General features: G+C 72.5%; 18 protein-coding genes and 1 pseudogene. 12 read left to right on the forward strand and 7 right to left on the reverse strand.

The window, feature by feature from the left end; translation table 11 throughout:
* Positions 1–104 precede the first annotated feature (104 nt).
* From ACFY01_RS06325 to ACFY01_RS06335, 3 genes are all read left to right on the forward strand, one after another.
* Positions 105–884: a GntR family transcriptional regulator gene (locus tag ACFY01_RS06325; RefSeq protein ID WP_390734476.1), complete on the forward strand. Its 780-nt coding sequence runs from the start codon at positions 105–107 to the stop codon at positions 882–884.
* 146 nt (positions 885–1,030) lie between these two features.
* Entirely contained in the window at positions 1,031–2,305 is a 1,275-nt protein-coding gene (locus ACFY01_RS06330; RefSeq protein ID WP_390734477.1) for an NB-ARC domain-containing protein, read from the forward strand.
* A 90-nt stretch (positions 2,306–2,395) separates the two neighbouring features.
* Positions 2,396–3,220, forward strand: a complete 825-nt coding sequence (locus ACFY01_RS06335) for a DUF6424 family protein (RefSeq protein WP_390734478.1) — start codon at positions 2,396–2,398, stop codon at positions 3,218–3,220.
* Between the two features lie 275 nt (positions 3,221–3,495).
* Here ACFY01_RS06335 and ACFY01_RS06340 read toward each other — a convergent pair whose 3' ends face one another.
* Entirely contained in the window at positions 3,496–3,933 is a 438-nt protein-coding gene (locus ACFY01_RS06340) for a MarR family winged helix-turn-helix transcriptional regulator (RefSeq protein WP_390734479.1), read from the reverse strand.
* An 89-nt stretch (positions 3,934–4,022) separates the two neighbouring features.
* Between ACFY01_RS06340 and ACFY01_RS06345 the strand changes: the two genes are divergently transcribed.
* The 3 genes from ACFY01_RS06345 to ACFY01_RS06355 all read left to right on the forward strand — a co-directional run bounded on the left by ACFY01_RS06345 (position 4,023) and on the right by ACFY01_RS06355 (position 6,202).
* A complete protein-coding gene (locus ACFY01_RS06345) occupies positions 4,023–4,475 on the forward strand; it encodes a PaaI family thioesterase (RefSeq protein WP_390734678.1) in 453 nt (150 codons plus the stop codon).
* A gap of 44 nt (positions 4,476–4,519) precedes the next feature.
* Entirely contained in the window at positions 4,520–4,885 is a 366-nt protein-coding gene (locus ACFY01_RS06350; protein WP_390734480.1) for a DUF779 domain-containing protein, read from the forward strand.
* 75 nt (positions 4,886–4,960) lie between these two features.
* Positions 4,961–6,202: a phosphodiester glycosidase family protein gene (locus ACFY01_RS06355; RefSeq protein ID WP_390734481.1), complete on the forward strand. Its 1,242-nt coding sequence runs from the start codon at positions 4,961–4,963 to the stop codon at positions 6,200–6,202.
* Positions 6,203–6,214: 12 nt separating this feature from the next.
* On the opposite strand, the gene ACFY01_RS06360 is transcribed toward ACFY01_RS06355, so the two are convergent.
* From ACFY01_RS06360 to ACFY01_RS06385, 6 genes are all read right to left on the reverse strand, one after another.
* Entirely contained in the window at positions 6,215–6,409 is a 195-nt protein-coding gene (locus tag ACFY01_RS06360; RefSeq protein WP_132854882.1) for a hypothetical protein, read from the reverse strand.
* A 103-nt stretch (positions 6,410–6,512) separates the two neighbouring features.
* A complete protein-coding gene (locus ACFY01_RS06365; protein WP_390734482.1) occupies positions 6,513–7,376 on the reverse strand; it encodes a phosphatidylinositol-specific phospholipase C/glycerophosphodiester phosphodiesterase family protein in 864 nt (287 codons plus the stop codon).
* Positions 7,377–7,547: 171 nt separating this feature from the next.
* A complete protein-coding gene (locus tag ACFY01_RS06370) occupies positions 7,548–8,639 on the reverse strand; it encodes an acyl-CoA dehydrogenase family protein (RefSeq protein ID WP_390734483.1) in 1,092 nt (363 codons plus the stop codon).
* On the reverse strand, positions 8,636–9,817 hold the full coding sequence (locus tag ACFY01_RS06375) for an acyl-CoA dehydrogenase family protein (RefSeq protein ID WP_390734484.1): 1,182 nt from the start codon (positions 9,815–9,817) through the stop codon (positions 8,636–8,638). The genes ACFY01_RS06370 and ACFY01_RS06375 overlap by 4 nt, the downstream gene beginning before the upstream one ends.
* The gene (locus tag ACFY01_RS06380; protein WP_390734485.1) at positions 9,814–10,791 is read right to left on the reverse strand and encodes an NADPH:quinone oxidoreductase family protein; all 978 of its coding nucleotides are present in this window, start codon (positions 10,789–10,791) and stop codon (positions 9,814–9,816) included. Before ACFY01_RS06380 ends, ACFY01_RS06375 begins: the two co-directional genes overlap by 4 nt.
* An 86-nt stretch (positions 10,792–10,877) precedes the next feature.
* Positions 10,878–11,450 (reverse strand): helix-turn-helix domain-containing protein, encoded by a 573-nt coding sequence (locus ACFY01_RS06385; RefSeq protein WP_390734486.1) that lies wholly within the window; start codon positions 11,448–11,450, stop codon positions 10,878–10,880.
* A 141-nt stretch (positions 11,451–11,591) separates the two neighbouring features.
* On the opposite strand from ACFY01_RS06385, the gene ACFY01_RS06390 reads away from it, so the two are divergent.
* The 6 genes and pseudogenes from ACFY01_RS06390 (at position 11,592) to ACFY01_RS06415 (ending at position 17,109) form a co-directional block, all read left to right on the forward strand.
* Positions 11,592–13,139: an ATP-dependent DNA ligase gene (locus ACFY01_RS06390; RefSeq protein WP_390734487.1), complete on the forward strand. Its 1,548-nt coding sequence runs from the start codon at positions 11,592–11,594 to the stop codon at positions 13,137–13,139.
* Positions 13,136–13,615, forward strand: coding sequence for an NUDIX domain-containing protein (locus tag ACFY01_RS06395; protein WP_390734488.1), 480 nt, complete (start codon positions 13,136–13,138; stop codon positions 13,613–13,615). The genes ACFY01_RS06390 and ACFY01_RS06395 overlap by 4 nt, the downstream gene beginning before the upstream one ends.
* Positions 13,616–13,717: 102 nt before the next feature.
* Positions 13,718–15,103 (forward strand): NADP-dependent succinic semialdehyde dehydrogenase, encoded by a 1,386-nt coding sequence (locus ACFY01_RS06400; RefSeq protein WP_390734489.1) that lies wholly within the window; start codon positions 13,718–13,720, stop codon positions 15,101–15,103.
* A gap of 25 nt (positions 15,104–15,128) precedes the next feature.
* Positions 15,129–15,365: a DUF6213 family protein gene (locus tag ACFY01_RS06405; RefSeq protein WP_132854892.1), complete on the forward strand. Its 237-nt coding sequence runs from the start codon at positions 15,129–15,131 to the stop codon at positions 15,363–15,365.
* Positions 15,366–15,497: 132 nt separating this feature from the next.
* Positions 15,498–16,565 (forward strand): annotated as a pseudogene (locus ACFY01_RS06410) (type III polyketide synthase); the annotation flags it as partial.
* 22 nt (positions 16,566–16,587) lie between these two features.
* On the forward strand, positions 16,588–17,109 hold the full coding sequence (locus tag ACFY01_RS06415) for a cupin domain-containing protein (protein WP_390734490.1): 522 nt from the start codon (positions 16,588–16,590) through the stop codon (positions 17,107–17,109).
* Positions 17,110–17,112: the final 3 nt, after the last annotated feature.

Genomic DNA, 17,112 nt, shown 5'->3' on the forward strand with positions numbered 1-17,112 from the left:
CGGGCCGCCCGCGCGGCATGCGCGGCGCCTCTCTGGTTGGACTAGACCATAGGGCAGTTGGGGGCTATAACGGGAGACCGCCGAGTGAGCCGGGAAGGCAGGCCATGACCATCGACGTCAGCAGCGCCCACCGCGGGGGGACGCCCGGGCGCGGCGCGCGCGTGCCGAAGTACTACCGCATCAAGCAGCAGATCCTCGAGATCACCGAGGCCCTCAGACCCGGCTCGGCCATGCCCGCCGAACGGCTGCTCGCGGTACGGTTCGACACCTCGCGCACCACCGTCCGGCAGGCGTTGCAGGAACTCGTGGGCGAGGGACGGCTGGACCGCATCCAGGGCAAGGGCACGTTCGTCGCCCGGCCGAAGCTGTACCGCACGCTCCGGCTCACCTCGCACACCGAGGACATGCGGGCCCAGGGCCTGGACCCCGCCTCGCAGATGCTGGACATCGGCCATGTCGCCGCGGACGCGAAGCTGGCGGAACTGCTCGGGATCGGCGTGGGCGACAAGGTGCTGCGCATCGAACGGCTGCGGCTGGCCAGCGGCGAGCCCATGGCGATCGAGACCACGCACCTGTCCGCGCGCCGCTTCCCGGGCCTCAGGCAGTCGCTGAACACCTGCGGCTCTCTGTACACGGCCCTCGCCGAGGTGTACGGAGTGCGGCTCGCGGAGGCCGAGGAGACGATCGAGACCTCCCTGGCGACACCGCGCGAGGCCGGGCTCCTGGCCACCGACGTGGGGCTGCCGATGCTGCTGCTCTCCCGGCACTCCCGGGACGCCGACGGCACCCCGGTGGAGTGGGTCCGCTCAGTGTACCGCGGCTCCCGGTACAAGTTCGTGGCCGCGCTGATGCGTCCCGCGGACCGGGGCCGAGGGCACGGCTGACTCGGCCCTGACCGGAACCTCACAACAGCGGGACATGGTTGACGCATTGCCCGGCCGGGACCGCACGGCGACCGGCCGGGACCGCACAGCAACAGGACACGGTTGACGCACCCCCGACCGGGACCGCACAACAAGATGGGCTTGTCGTGACCGAAACGCCGACCCCGGAGACGCTCGCGGCAGCTCTGGTCGACGCGCGTGAGGCGCTGGGCCTCACGCAGGAGGGACTGGCGGAGCGTTCGGGACTGAGTGTGCGGGCGATCCGCAACCTCGAGACCGGCCACACCGCCCGGCCCCGCAAACAGTCCCTGCTCCTGCTCGCCCGGGCCCTCGGCCTGCCGCCCGGACGGCTGCCGATGTCGCCGCGCCCCTGCGGTCCGGCCGGTCCGGTGGCCGGTCCGGTGCCCGCGGAACTCCCCGCGGCACCCCGTCACCGGCTCGCCGGAAGGGAAGCGCTCATCGCCTCACTGAAGGGCCGTCTCGCCGGGGAGGAGCGCCGCGGGACCACCGGGCCGGCCGTCGTCGTGGGACCGCCCGGCGCGGGCAAGACCTCACTGGTCCTGCGGGCCGCCCACGGCGTGCGCGGCCGTTTCCCCGACGGGCAGGTCTTCGTGGACCTGCGTCCCGCCTCCTCCCTCCCCGTCACCCCGGACGCGGTCGTGCGCCGCGTCCTGCGCTCCCTCGGCGTGACGTCGACCGCGGACAGCGCGGAGGAGGCCGCCGCCCGGCTGCGGGACGCGCTGAGCAGGCGCCGCGTCCTCGTCGTCCTCGACAACGTCGACAGCGAGGCGCAGGTCCGCCCGTTGCTCGTGGACGAGGTGCGCAGCGCCGTCCTGGTGGCCGCGCGGCGCGAACTGCCCGCGCTCGCAGGGCAGTTACGTCACCAGGTCGGCGCCCTGGCGCAACCGGACGCCCACCGGGCGCTGGAGGACCTGGTCGGGGTCGCGCGCACCCGGGCGGAACGGTCCGCCGCCCTGAGCATCCTGCGCTCCTGCGCCGGGCTGCCGCTGGCCCTGCACATCGCCGGTCTGTGGCTCACGGCCCGGCCGCACCGGTCCCTGCGCGACCTGGCGGACCGTCTCGCCGACGAGCGGGCCCGCGTCCCGTTCCTGCGGGTCGGGGACCTGTCGCTGCGGGCGAGCGTGACGGCCTACCACCGGTTGCTGCCACCCCCGCTCAAGGAGTCGCTGCGACGACTCCAGCCCGTGCGGGGCGACTTCGGCGTGGACGACATGCTGGCCCGGGTGACACCATCCCCGGACCTCGCCGTCGACCTCCTCGAGGACCTGCTCCACCGCCAGATGATCCATGTCGCCGGGGCCGGGCGGGACGGCGCGATCCGCTACCGGTTGCACGACGCGGTACGGCTGTACGTGGCGCACTGTGCCGCGGAACCCCGGCCGCTCGGCACCGGCACCTGAGCCTTCCGGCCCCGGGTCGCGGCGGGCCGGTGAGCGGCGCACGATGGAGGCAGGGGATGAAGGAGGGGGACTCTGCCGAGGAGGTCAGCCATGGCCGACGTACGGCCGGGCGGCGTCGAGTCCGAGAACCATCCGTGGAAGATACGTCTCGTCGACCACCCCCCGCGTTTCGACTCCGATTTCTTCAAGGCCGCGAAACGCACGGCGCACAAGATCCTCGCCGAGGCCGCGGACGAGGAACTGCCTTACGGGCCGCGTCCGGTGGGTACCGAGCACTGGGAGATGCACCACGGGGGCAGCCTGTGGGTGAAGGGAGCCCGCGGCTGGCGGATGTACCGGGCCCGGGTCGGGATCGAGTGGAGCATGCAGTTCTGCGCCGACCCCGCGAAGGTGGACCGGCTGAGGCAGGAGGCCGCCGAACTCGTCGACGCCTTCCCTCTGACCCTGCCCGCGCTGGCGGCACTGGGGTACGAGGACGCCGAGGAACTGCTGCGCACCCCGGTGAAGGACGCCAAGGGCGTCGAGGCGTGGACCGACTCCCTGTTCAACTCGTGCGTGCCGCTCAGCCACGCCGACCACCAGGCGATCCTGCCCACCGTGCCGCCCGGTGAACACCATTACCCGTGGCCGGTGAAGAGCGCGGACTACATCCGGTTCGACGACTTCCAGCTGTGGGTCACCCTGCCCGACGGAACCCATGGCGCCGTGGCCCCGGTGGACCGGCGCGGCTCCGGCGACGGGCACGTACGGCTGGCCTTCGTGTCCGAGGGCAGCGAGGCGGCGCACGCCCTGGCCGAGGCGGAGGAACAGGGCAAGATGGCGGTCCTGCCACCGGACAGCCCGGTCGCGCTGGAGGCGTTCGCGAGGCAGATCGCCCCCGGGCGGCACACCGCGTCCGGCCCGCTCGCCCGCTGACCAGAACGGCAGTTGCTCCATCAGCATGTCCACAAGGGCTCGGGCGGACTTCGCCGCCGTCGCCGTCCACACCAACGGTCCCTGTGGACCCTGACGGGCCGGCGCTCCCGTCCCGTGCCCGCGGACGCGGTGCTGCACGCCGGCGTCCGGCTGCGGCGGAAACCAGATCCCGGCTGCCGCCCGGACCTGCCCGGCCCGGCGGACGGGGCCCGGTGGGCCGACCCGGACTGACGAAGCCGGTCCCGCCGCCCGGAGGCTGACCCGGACGCGAGCGCTCAGGGGCCTGCGACGTCCCAGTCCGCGAGCCGGTGCAGTGCGGCGGCGGTCCGGCTGAATCCGTCGTCGCCCAGCACGCGGCGGAGTTCGGCGTTGAACCGGTCGGCCTCGGGCTGCGCGGCGGTCAGGGCGGCCTGCCCGGCGCCGGTCAGTTCCAGGGCGACGGCCCGGTGTTCACGCGGGTGCGGGTTCCTGGCCAGCAGCCCGGCCGTGGTGAGCCGCCGGACCAGCGCCGTGACGGCGGGCTCCCCGAGGCCCAGCGTGCGGGCGAGCTCCCCCTGGGTCACCCCCGGGGTGTCGCGCACCGCGTACAGCGCGCCGAGCTGGGCCGTGGTGATCCCCGCGGCGGCCAGGCAGCGCCGGTCGGCGGCGGTGCGCAACTGGTGCGCGGCGCGCTGCAACAGGAAGAACAGGCGCTGGTCGGGCGGCTCGGACATGGGCCGATCTTGACAGACGGGCCGTGCCCGCGCCAGCCTGACTTCACTAGTGAAGTGATAACCGCACCGCGAGGGAGCCCGTGGCGACCGTGGAGACCCTGGAACTGGAAAGCGCCCGGAAAGCCCTGGCCGGGCAGCCCTTCAGCGTGCTGCTCGGCACCCGGCTGACGGCGTTCGGCGACGGCTCGGCGGAGCTCGAACTGGACATCCGCGCCGAACTGCTCCAGCAGTACGGCTTCGTGCACGGCGGCGTCCTCGGCTACGCGGCGGACAACACCCTGACCTTCGCCGCGGGCTCCGTGCTCGGCCCCCGGCTGATCACCGCCGGCTACACCATCGACTACCTCCGCCCGGCCCGGGGAACGATCCTGCGGGCCCGGGCCGAGGTGGTCCGGGCCGGTCGCACCCTCGCCGTCTGCCGGTGCGACGTGTTCACGGCCGACGCGGAGGGCCGGGAGACCCTGTGCGCCGTGGCCCAGGGGACGATCGCGGTGGCCGAGCACGCGCGGACCGCCCCTGGACGCCTGCCCGACGAGCCGTGAGACTGGGGCGTCAGCCAGCTCTCCCAGGCTCCGGGACGGTGACCATGGACCAGGAACAGACGGCGCCACGCGTCGAACTCACCCCGCAGGCCGCCGACCTGCTGCGCCGACTGCGCGCCGAGCACGGACCGCTGATGTTCCACCAGTCCGGCGGCTGCTGCGACGGCAGCGCGCCCATGTGCTACCCGGACGGCGAGTTCCGCACCGGCGACTCCGACGTGCTGCTGGCCGAACTGACGGTCGAGGGCGTCGAAGAGCCGGTGACCTTCTGGATGTCGAGGAGCCAGCACGAGGTGTGGAGCCACACCCGGCTGATCGTGGACGTGGTACCCGGACGGGGCAGCGGATTCTCCCTGGAGGCACCCGAGGGGGTGCGTTTTCTCACCCGTTCTCGCGTAGTCGACGCGTAGCGACCTCGCCGGACACCGCGGTCTGGTGCACTTCCCCCGAGTCCTGGGATATTTGACGTGACATCAGGGGGGACAGTGACGCGTCGTCGGAAACGGTACGCGACGGGCAGAGCGGTCGGCACGGTTCTCACGGCGTTCGGTGTGCTGGCCGGTGCCGCCCTGACGGGAGCGGCACCGGCCGCCGCCGTGCGGGGCACCGGCACCGAGATCGCGCCGGGCGTCACCTACGAGCAGTTCGACCTCCCGGCCGTCAAGGGCATGACCCACGCCCATCTGCTGACCGTGGACCTGCGCGACAAACACGTACACCTGGACCTGCTCCACCCGGGCGCGGTGGCCGCCCGCGCCCCCGTCTCCCAGCTGGCCGACACGGCGGGCGCGGTCGCGGCCGTCAACGGCGACTTCTTCAACATCAACGAGACCCAGCACCCGGGCGTCGAGGCGACGGGCGCCACGGTGGGACCGGCGATCGCACACGGCCGGGTGCTCAAGGGGGCGGTGCCGGACGGGCAGCGGTTCGGCCCCGCGCTGCCACCCGGCACGACCACCGAGGACGTCCTCGGCGTGGGCACCGACCGGCGGGCCCGCCTGGACCGGCTCCGCCTCGAAGGCGCCGTGGGCACGCCCGTGGGGCGGCTGCCGCTCGGCGGGCTCAACCAGTACGCGTTGCCGGTGGACTCCGTCGGCGCGTTCACCGCGCGGTGGGGCAGCGCCTCGAGGGTCCGCGCCACCTGCGGTACGGACACCGACCGGGCGGCCCCGTGCAGCGCGGACACCTACGAGGTGACGGTTCGTCACGGGCGGGTGGTGTCGGCCTCCGACAAGCCCGGCAGCGGTCCCATCGCGGCGGGCACCACGGTGCTGGTCGGCCGGGAGGCGGGCGCGCAGCGGCTGCGGAAGCTCTCCACGGGCAAGCGGGTGAGCGTGCGGTACCGGCTGGTGGCGTCCACCTCCGGGGTCCGGTACCGCTTCGCGCTGGGCGGCTATCCGGTGCTGCGGGGCGGGCAGCCGCTGTCCGGGCTTGACCGCGTCACCTCGGCGGTGCGGACGGCCGTGGGCATCGCGGGCGGCGGCCGCCGGCTGCTGCTGCTGGCGCTCGACGGCGCGCCGGACTACCGCAGTGGTCTGACGATCGCCGAAGTAGCCGACGAGATGCGGGCGTTGGGCTCGGTCGACGCCTTCAGCCTGGACGGTGGCGGCTCGACCGAGCTGGTCGCGCGCGAGCCGGGCGCCACCGCGGTGTCGGTGCGCAACCACCCGAGCGGTGGCGCAGAGCGCCCCGTACCCAACGGCATCGGGGTGTTCTCGGCGCCCTGACGCGCCGGCGGCTCACGGCCGTAGGCTGCCGACCAGTTCGGCGGTCGCGGCCAGTCCGCTGTGGATGGTGGGCGCCATGCTCGTGCTGGCCAGGTAGAAGCCGAGCAGGGCACAGACCAGGGCATGGGAGATCTTCAGTGCGCCGTTGCGAATGAAGATCACCGCCATGATCAGGAACAGCAGCACCACAGAGATGGAAACGGCCATCGCGAACCTCCTCCGCCACATCCACATCGCGGCTTTCGCCCGTAAGTGTGGCGTAGCGGAGGGTTCGTCCTGTGGGCTGACATGTCCGCCGTTCGTGTGATGTTTACGCGTTCGGGTGGGCGTCCAGGAATGCCTCCAGCCCCGCGAGGTCGTCGGTGTTGAAGTAGTCGACGCCGGCGGCGAGCAGCTCCGTCCACAGCGCGTCCCGCGCCGGACCGGCCGTGTCGGGGGTGGCCCAGAACCGCACCCGCTGCCCCCGGGCGTGCGCGTCCGCGATGATGCTCCGCAGCTTTAGCCGCTCGGCGTCCGGGAACGGACCGTCGCCCAGCCAGCTGAAGTTGAGCGTCCAGTTGTCACTGATCAACGGGATGAAGGAGGCGGGCGCCGCGCTGCCGAGGTCGGTGAGCCGGCCGTCGTAGAAGGCCCGGCGCACGCTCTGCGTCTCCATGGGGGTGCGGGCGGCGCGGTCACCGGAGATCACGGCGGTGACGGGACCGGGGCGGACGCGTCCATGGGCGAACGTGGTGAACAGGTGCTTGTGGCGCAGGAGGTGGCGGTCGAGTTCGAGATACGTCGAGGAACCCTCGGTCTTGATGTCGATGAGGAGCTGCAGCGGCCTGCGCCGACCGCGGTAGACCGAACCGTGGTTGGCCTTCACGCGGGCGGCGAGCGGGTCGAGGTAGAGGGACTCCAGGGTGCGGGACGGGTCGAGCTCGGTGGCGTCGTGGCCGATGAGCAACTGGTCGCCGACGAGGAAGATGTCGGCCTCGACGCTGCCGAAGCGGTGGTCGAGGGCGTCGAAGAGGGGACGGGGGTGCTCGTAGTCGTTGTGCGCGTGGGCACGCCACAGCGGGCGCGGGCCGTGCGTCCGCCGCACCGCCGACGCCTGCGTGCCGGGCAGGGCGAGCGGACCCGCGAGGGCGGCGCCGAGGGTGGTGAGGGCTCTGCGACGGGTGGTGGGGGCCATGTCATGCCTCCCTGTGAGGGCCTGTGGGATCTCAGTGAGTATGGGGTCCTTGAGCTCCCAAAAGACCTGAACCCGGCAGGAGTTGGCCGGACTGCCCATGTCTGTTCACCGCCCGCCGCCGGGCACACGAAAAAGCCCGCCCCAAGTGGGGCGGGCTCTTCCTGCTGTACGTCAGGGGGCTTGCAGGTCGACCAGTTCGGCCACCGCGGCACGGTGGGCGCCCGCCGTGCCGTAGGCGATCGAGTCGGCCTTGGCCCGCTTCAGGTACAGGTGGACGGGGTGCTCCCAGGTCATGCCGATACCGGCGTGCAGCTGGAGCGCCTCCTCGGCGGCGTGGACGGCGACCGGCGCCGCGTACGCCTGGGCCACGGCGACCGCCACGTCGATGTCCTCACCGGTCGCCAGCGCGTCGGCCGCGTTGCGGGCGGCGGCGCGGAGGTTGACGACCTCCAGCCACAGCTGGGCGAGCCGGTGCTTGAGCGCCTGGAAGCCGCCGACGGGCCGGTTGAACTGCTTGCGCTCCTTGAGGTAGCGCACCGTTTCCGTCAGCGTCCAGTCCGCCAGCCCCAGTTGCTCGGAAGCGAGGAGCCCGGCCCCGGCGCGCAGGGCGCGGCGTACGGCGGGTTCGGCGTCACCGATCCGGCGGGCGACCGCCCCGTCGAGGGTGACGGTCGCGAGCGGCCGGGTGAGGTCGAAGGAGGTCTGCGGCGTGACGGTCACGCCGTCGGCGCCGACGTCGAAGGCGTACAGTCCGCCGTCGTCGGCCGGCACCAGCAGCACGTCGGCGGCGGCCGCGTCCGCGATACCGGTCAGCTCCCCGTGCAGAATGCCGTCGTCGTGGCGTACGGCCTTGAAGGCGCCGCCCGGAGCGACGTTCAGCGCGACGGCGAGGGCTGCGGTCCTGCGCCCCGACGCCAGCTCGGCGAGCAGGTCGTCGGCGAGGTCGCAGGCGAGCAGTGCCTCGGTGGCGACGACGGCACTGGTGAGGAACGGCACGGGGGCGACGGCGCGCCCGAGCTCCTCCAGGACCACGGCGGCCTCACGGTGCGTGGCGCCCTGACCGCCCCGCTCCTCGGGCACCAGCAGGCCCGCGAGGCCCATGCCGTCGGCGAGGGCCTTCCAGGCCTTGAGGTCGTGCGGGGCGTCGGACTCGGTGCGCGCGATGACACCGGGCGCGTCGCAGTGGTCGGCGAGCAGGTCCCGTACGGCGGCCCGCAGCGCCTCTTCCTCCTCCGAGTACAGCAGGTCGGGCTGTGTTGTCATCGGGCGAGGTCCTTCCACGCGACGTCCTTGTCGGTGCGCGGCTCGGCGGGCAGGCCCAGGACGCGCTCGGCGACGATGTTCAGCAGGACCTCGGTGGTCCCGCCCTCGATGCTGTTGCCCTTGGAGCGGAGGTAGCGGTAGCCGGCGTCGCGGCCGGTGAAGTCGACCAGCTCGGGGCGGCGCATGGTCCAGTCGTCGTACAACAGGCCCTCTTCGCCGCGGAGTTCCACCTCCAGGCCGCTGATCTCCTGGTTGAGGCGGGCGAAGGCGAGCTTCATGCCGGCGCCCTCGGGGCCGGGCTGGCCGGCGACGAGCTGCTGGCGCAGGCGTTCGGCGGTGAGGCGGGAGACCTCGGCCTCGACCCACAGCTTCAGCAGCCGCTGGTGCAGGTCGTGGGTGCGCAGTTCGGGGCGTTCGCGCCAGGTCTTCGACACCGGGCCGATCATGCCGCCCTCGCGGGGCAGCCGCATTCCGCCGATGGCGACGCGTTCGTTGTTCAGCGTGGTCTGCGCGACCCGCCAGCCGTCGCCGACCGCGCCGAGGCGGTGGGCGTCGGGGATGCGGACGTCGGTGAGGAAGACCTCGTTGAACTCGGCCTCGCCGGTGATCTGCCGCAGCGGGCGGACCTCGACGCCGGGGTCGGTCATGTCGCACAGGAAGTACGTGATGCCGGCATGCTTGGGCACGTCCGGGTCGGTGCGGGCGATGAGGATGGCCCAGCGGGAGTTGTGTGCGCCGGACGTCCACACCTTCTGCCCGTTGACCACCCAGTCGTCGCCCTCACGCACCGCCCGCGTGCCCAGTGCGGCCAGGTCGGATCCGGCGCCGGGCTCGCTGAACAGCTGGCACCAGACCTCCTCGCCCGTCCACAGCGGCCGCAGGAACCGCTGCTTCTGCTCCTCGGTGCCGTACTTGAGGATCGTCGGCGCGGCCATGCCGAGCCCGATCCCGTTGCGGCGCGAGTCGTTGTCGGGGGCGCCGACGGCCTCCAGCTCGGCGTCCACCACGCCCTGGAGGGAGCGGGGCGCGCCCAGTCCGCCGAGGCCCTCCGGGTAGTGCACCCAGGCGAGGCCCGCGTCGAACCGGGCCCGCAGGAAGTCCAGCCGGTCGGTGTCGGCGGGCGGGTGTGCGGCCAGCAACTCGGCTGTGCGGCGCTTGAGTTCCGCTGCGTCGGTCATGCTGCGGCTCCGTTCTCCAGGGACGGCACGACGGCGACCCGGCCGATGGTGACCCCGTCGCCGACCCGCTGCACGGCCGCCGCCGCGTCGGCCAGCGGCACCCGCTCGCTCACCAACGGCAGAATCGCGCCCCGGGCGGCCAGCTCGGTGAGCTGCTCGTGGCAGTGCTGGACCAGCTTGGGGTTCTTGGTGTTGTACAGGCCCCAGTGCAGGCCGAGGATCGAGTAGTTCTTCACAAGTGCGTGGTTCAGCCCCGGGCTGGGGATGCTGCCGCTGGCGAAGCCCACGACCACGATACGGCCCTCGAAGGCGACGACCTTGGCGGACTGCGTGTACGCCTCACCGCCGACCGGGTCGTAGATCACGTCGGCGCCCCGGCCGCCGGTGGCCTCCTTGACGGCCGCGACGACGTCCTCGGCACGGCGGTCGATCACGACGTCGCAGCCCAGCTCGCGGGCGACGGCGGCCTTGTCGGCGCCGCCGACGACACCGATGACGGTGGCGCCGGCCGCCTTGCCGAGCTGCACGGCCGCGCTGCCGACCCCTCCTGCGGCAGCGTGGACGAGCAGCGTCTCACCGGCTTCGAGCCCGGCCCGGCGGTGCAGGCCGAACCACCCCGTCTGGTAGCCGATGTGCAGGGCGGCGGCCTCGGCGTCGTCCAGCGAGTCCGGCGCGGGCAGCAGAGCGGCGGCGTCCGCGACGGCGTACTCGGCGAATCCGCCGTACGGCAGCGCGGGATTGGCGAGCACGCGTCGGCCGTCCTCGGTCTCGCCGCAGATCTCCACGCCCGGTGTGAAGGGCAGTGGCGGGCGGACCTGGTAGTGGCCCCGGGCCATGAGCACGTCCGGGAAGTTGATGTTGGCGGCACGCACCTTCAGCAGGACCTGGCCGTCGCCGGGCGTGGGCCGCTCCACTTCGGCCAGCCGCATCACCTCGCTCGGCTCGCCGTTCTCGTGCACTTGCCATGCCTGCATGCGGGTGCCTCCACACGACTGCTTCGTCCGACGGGGTCGACTGCATACTAAGCGGTCGCTTGCCGTTCGGGGAACAGTCGCGTGCGTCACGCCTTCCGGGGCCGCGCCCGGACGTGCATCCGCTCCCCCTGCGGACCGAACAGGCTGAGGAACTCCACCGGCCCCTCCCCCGTCGACCCGAACCAGTGCGGCACCCGCGTGTCGAACTCGGCGGCCTCCCCGGCCGTGAGCACCACGTCGTGCTCGCCCAGCACCAGCCGCAGCCGCCCGGACAGCACGTACAGCCACTCGTAGCCCTCGTGGGTGCGCGGGTCCGGGACCGGCTCCCGCCGCGGTTCCAGCACCTTGTACGCCTGCAAGCCGCCGGGCTGCCTGGTCAGCGGCCAGTGGGTGCGCCCACCCCGCACGATCGGCTCGGCCCGCACCCGCGGATCCCCCACCGGCGGCGCACCGACCAGTTCGTCCAGCGGCACCTGATGGGCCTGCGCGATAGGCAGCAGCAGTTCGAGGCTGGGCCTGCGCAGTCCGGACTCCAGCCGGGAGAGGGTGCTGACGGAGATCCCGGTCGACTCGGAGAGCGCGGCCAGGGTCACCTCCCGCTCCTTGCGGATGCGCCGGAGCCTCGGACCCACCTCGGCCAGTACGTCTTCGGTCGTCATGGGCGTTATTGCAGAACCGGCAACAGCGTTTGTCAATGCGGCAGGTCGGCCGGGGTCACCGCGCAGCGGCGAGCTGCTGTTCGCCGGCCTCGACGCGGCCGCGGGGGTGTGGCCCAGGCGGCCCCGTAGCACCATGGCTGCATGCTGCTGTCCCGGCTCGCCCACGTCTCCCGCGAGGTCGCCGCCACCTCGGCACGGTCCCGGAAGACCGCCCTGCTCGCCGAACTGTTCCGGGAGGCGGAGGCGGACGACGTGCCGATCGTCATCCCGTACCTGGCGGGACGGCTGCCCCAGGGGCGGCTCGGGGTCGGCTGGAAGGTGCTCTCCCGCCCCGTCCCGCCCGCCGCCGAGCCGTCCCTCACCGTGGCCCAGACCGACGCCCGGCTCACCGAGCTCGGCAAGGTCTCCGGGCCCGGCTCGCAGGCGGAACGGACGCGGCTGGTCGGCGAGCTGATGGGCGCGGCCACCGAGGACGAGCAGCGCTTCCTGCTCGGGCTGATCACCGGCGAGGTGCGGCAGGGCGCCCTGGACGCGGTCGCCGTGGAGGGGCTGGCCGGGGCGACCGGCGCGGACGCGGCGGACGTACGGCGGGCGGTGATGCTCGCCGGTTCGCTCCAGACGGTCGCCGCGGCGCTGCTCGCCGAGGGGCCAGGGGCGCTGGACCGTTTCCGGCTGACCGTCGGCCGGCCGGTGCTGCCGATGCTCGCGCACAGCGCCTCGTCGGTCGCCGAGGCGGTCGACAAGCTCGGCGCCTGCGCGGTGGAGGAGAAACTGGACGGCATCCGCGTACAGGTCCATCGGGACGGGGCCGCGATCCGGGTGGTCACCCGCACCCTCGACGACATCACCGACCGGCTGCCGGAAGTGACCTCGGCCGCGCTGGAGTTGGCGGGTGAGCGGTTCATCCTGGACGGCGAGGTGATCTCCTTCGACGCGGCCGGGCGGCCCCGCTCCTTCCAGGAGACGGCGGGCCGGGTCGGCTCGCGGGTGGACGTGGCGAAGGCCGCCGAGGAGGTGCCGGTCTCCCCCGTCTTCTTCGACGCGCTCGCGGTCGGCGGCCGCGACCTGCTCGACCTGCCGTTCGCGGAGCGGCACGCCGAACTGGCCCGGCTGGTGCCCGAGCCGATGCGGGTGCGCAGGACGCTGGTGTCCGGGCCCAAGAACCCCGAGGACGTCGCCGAGGCCGAGCGGTTCCTCGCCGACACCCTCGCCCGCGGCCACGAGGGCGTGGTCCTCAAGGCCCTCGACGCCCCCTACAGCGCGGGCCGGCGCGGCGCGTCCTGGCTGAAGGTCAAGCCCGTGCACACGCTCGACCTGGTCGTCCTGGCCGCCGAATGGGGCCACGGCCGGCGCACCGGCAAGCTGTCCAACCTGCATCTCGGCGCCCTCACCCCGGACGGCGGCTTCGCCATGCTGGGCAAGACCTTCAAGGGCATGACCGACGCGATGCTCACCTGGCAGACGGAGCGGCTCGCCGGACTCGCGGTCCGGGAGCACGGCTGGGGGGTGACCGTACGTCCCGAACTCGTGGTGGAGATCGCCTACGACGGGCTCCAGCGCTCCTCCCGTTACCCGGCCGGCGTGACCCTCCGTTTCGCCCGCGTCGTCCGCTACCGTGACGACAAGCGCCCCGAGGAGGCGGACACCGTCGAGACGCTGCTGGCCGCGCACCCGGAGGTGAGGCCGTGAGCCCGAGCGTGCCCAGGCGCAGCGCCGGACTGCTGTTGTTCCGGCACGTGAACGGCGGCCTGGAGGTGTTGCTCGGCCATATGGGCGGCCCCTACTTCAGCAAGAAGGACGCCGGCGCCTGGACCGTCCCCAAGGGTGAGTACCAGCCCGACGAGCCCGCCTGGGACGCGGCCCGCCGGGAGTTCCAGGAGGAGCTGGGCCTGCCGCCGCCCGACGGGGAGGCCGTGGCGCTGGGCGAGGTCCGGCAGACCGGCGGCAAGATCGTCACGGCCTGGGCGGTCGAGGCCGACCTCGACCCGGAGACGGTCGAGCCCGGCACCTTCACCATGGAGTGGCCACCGAGGTCGGGCCGCTTGCGGGAGTTCCCCGAGCTGGACCGCGTGGCGTGGTTCGGCCTGGACCGGGCCCGTGCGCTGATCGTCACGGCACAGGCCGCGTTTCTGGACCGGCTGGCGGAGCACTCGGACCCCAGGTGAGCCGTCCGGCGGCTCGCCCGGACAGACACGTCCGCTCCGCGTTGCGGCGCCGACCGCCGCGCGGGAAGGTCGTATCAGGCCCCGCTCCGAGGGAGGTCAGCCATGCCCATCGCGACGGTGAACCCGGCGAACGGTGAGACGCTCAAGACGTACGAGGCCATGGGCGAGGAGGAACTGGAGCGCCGGCTCCAGCTCGCCGAGGCCACGTTCCGCACCTACCGGACGACGTCCTTCGCGGAACGCGCCCGTCTGCTGACCAGGGCCGCCGACCTCCTCGACGAGGACCAGCAGGAGATCGGCCGGGTCATGACCACCGAGATGGGCAAGCCGGTCAAGCAGGCCCGCGCGGAGGCCGCGAAGTGCGCCAAGGCGATGCGCTGGTACGCCGAACACGCCGAGGAGCTGCTGGCGGACGAGGAGCCCGCGGAGTCCGACGTGAAGGACTCCGGTGCCTCCCGCGTCCGGGTGCGCTACCGGCCGCTCGGCCCGGTGCTCGCGGTCATGCCGTGGAACTTCCCGCTGTGGCAGGTGATCCGCTTCGCGGCCCCGGCCCTGATGGCGGGCAACGTGGGCCTGCTCAAGCACGCCTCCAACGTGCCGCAGACCGCGCTCTACCTGGAGGACCTGTTCCACCGGGCGGGCTTCACGGAGGGCTGCTTCCAGACCCTGCTGATCGGCTCGGGCGCCGTCGACGACATCCTGCGCGACGAGCGGGTGAAGGCGGCCACGCTCACCGGCAGCGAGCCCGCTGGCCGGGCGGTCGCCTCCACCGCCGGGGAGATGATCAAGAAGACGGTGCTGGAGCTGGGCGGCAGCGACCCGTTCGTCGTGATGCCGTCCGCCGACATCGACCGCGCCGCCGAGGTCGCGGTGACCGCGCGGGTGCAGAACAACGGGCAGTCGTGCATCGCCGCGAAGCGGTTCATCGTGCACACCGACGTCTACGACCGCTTCGCCGAGCGGTTCGTCGCGGGCATGAAGGCCCTCAAGGTCGGCGACCCGCTGGAGGAGGACACGGAGGTGGGGCCGCTCGCCAGCGAGCAGGGGCGGACCGATCTGGAGGAACTCGTCGACGACGCCCGGCGCGGCGGGGCCGAGGTGCTGTGCGGCGGGGAGCGGCCGGAGGGGCCCGGCTGGTACTACGCGCCGACCGTCATCGCCGGCGTCACCCGCGAGCTGCGCATCCACCGCGAGGAGGCGTTCGGGCCGGTGGCGACCCTCTACCGGGCCAGTGACCTGGACGAGGCGGTGCTCATCGCCAACGACTCCTCCTTCGGGCTGAGTTCGAACGTGTGGACGCGTGACGAGGCCGAGGTGGACCGGTTCGCCCGGGACCTGGAGGCCGGCGGGGTCTACGTCAACGGCATGACGGCGTCCCACCCGGCGTTCCCGTTCGGCGGTGTGAAGAGGTCGGGGTACGGACGTGAGCTGTCCGGGCACGGAATCCGGGAGTTCTGCAACATCACGACTGTTTGGCAGGGTGCGTGACGGTTGCACGACTACCATCCCGTCTGTGAACCGCGAAGTGACTCTGCCTCTGATCGTCGACGACCGCGGGACCTTGCAGGTGGCTGCCTCCGAAGTGAGCAAGCTGTTGCGGACGGTCGGTGGGCGGTGGCTGCGTCTCGTAGAGGCCGGGGAGGACGGCCTGGACGAGGACACGGTGGCCGCGCTGACCATCGAGCTGGCGAAGCTGGCCGATCGGATCGACGTCGCGTGCATCGCCCACAGCAGCGGGGGTGCGCCGTAGGTCAGGGTCACCAATCTGGAGTAATCCGACGCGAGATCGTCGCTCTCTCGGGTGATCGTGGATGGACCACCCCCTGAGGTGAACCACCTTCTGACCGGCGGGTGAGAACCCGCCGGACGGCGAAAGCAGGCACGGTTCATGGCGACTTTGTGCAGACCCTCGGTGTCGGTTCCGGAGTACGTGATCACGATGGAGGAGACGCTGGAGCTGGCGCGCTCCCGCCACGCGGACCACCCACAGCTGCCGCTGGCTCTCCGGCTGATCGAGAACACGGGCGTCAAGACCCGGCACATCGTGCAGCCGATCGAGGAAACCCTGAAGCACCCGGGCTTCGAGGAGCGCAACAAGCTCTACGAGGCCGAGGCCAAGGCCCGCGTCCCCGCGGTCATCCAGCGGGCGCTCGACGACGCGGAACTGCTCACCAGCGACATCGACGTGATCGTCTTCGTCTCGTGCACGGGCTTCATGATGCCCTCGCTCACGGCATGGCTGATCAACGAGATGGACTTCGACAGCACCACCAGGCAGATGCCGATAGCCCAGTTGGGCTGTGCCGCCGGTGGCGCCGCGATCAACCGGGCCCACGACTTCTGCACGGCCTACCCCCAGGCCAACGCGCTGATCGTGGCGTGCGAGTTCTGCTCGCTGTGCTACCAGCCCACCGACCTCGGCGTCGGATCGCTGCTGTCCAACGGCCTGTTCGGTGACGGCATCGCCGCCGCCGTGGTCCGCGGCAGGGGCGGCAACGGCGTGGAGCTCGAACGCAACGGCTCGTACCTGATCCCGAAGACCGAGGACTGGATCATGTACGACGTCCGGGCCACCGGCTTCCACTTCCTGCTGGACAAGCGGGTGCCGGCGACGATGGAGCCGCTCGCCCCGGCGCTCCAGGCCCTGGCCGGCACGCACGGCTGGGACGCGTCCGACCTGGACTTCTACATCATCCACGCGGGCGGTCCCCGAATACTCGACGACCTCAGCAAGTTCCTGGAGGTCGAACCGCACGCGTTCCGCTTCAGCCGGGCCACGCTCACCGAGTACGGCAACATCGCCAGCGCCGTCGTGCTGGACGCCCTGCGGCGACTGTTCGACGAGGGGGGTGCCGAGCACCGGGCGCGCGGGCTGCTGGCCGGGTTCGGCCCCGGGATCACCGCGGAGATGACCCTGGGCCGCTGGAACGAGAACGAAGGCACGTCATGACCCAGGACGTGGTGAGGCCCCGATGACGGCGACCGAGGGGCTGCTCGTACCACCCGGCCACGGCCGGGTGGTACAGACGCCGGCCCAGCGCGTGACCTTCAAGGTGACCGGCACGCACTCGCGGACGGCCTCCACCTTCGAGGTGGAGGTCCCGCCGGGCTTCGACGTGGGCGCCCATGTGCACACCCGCAGCGAGGAGTTGTTCTACGTGCTGGAGGGTGAGCTGGACGTCCTCGCGTTCGAGCCGCGTATCCGGACCCCGGACAACTGGCAGCGGTGGGAGTCGAGTTCGGGCAACCGGGTGGTCCGGGCGACTCCGGGCACCGTCATCGTCGTACCGCCGGGGTGCCCGCACGCGTTCGCGAACCCGACCGAGGCGCCGGCGAGGATGTTCTTCCAGGCCTCCCCGCCCCCGGACCACGAGCGCTACTTCGAGGAGCTGCTCGAGATCCTGGGGAACGGCGGGCCGCCGGACCACGAGGCGATCGAGGCGCTGCGCAAGCGCTACGACATCGAGCAGCTCACGCCCCTGCGGCACCGGTGAGCC

Origin of the sequence: Streptomyces sp. NPDC001480 (assembly GCF_042894725.1) — a bacterium.
In the GTDB taxonomy this organism is placed as follows: Bacteria; Actinomycetota; Actinomycetes; order Streptomycetales; family Streptomycetaceae; genus Streptomyces.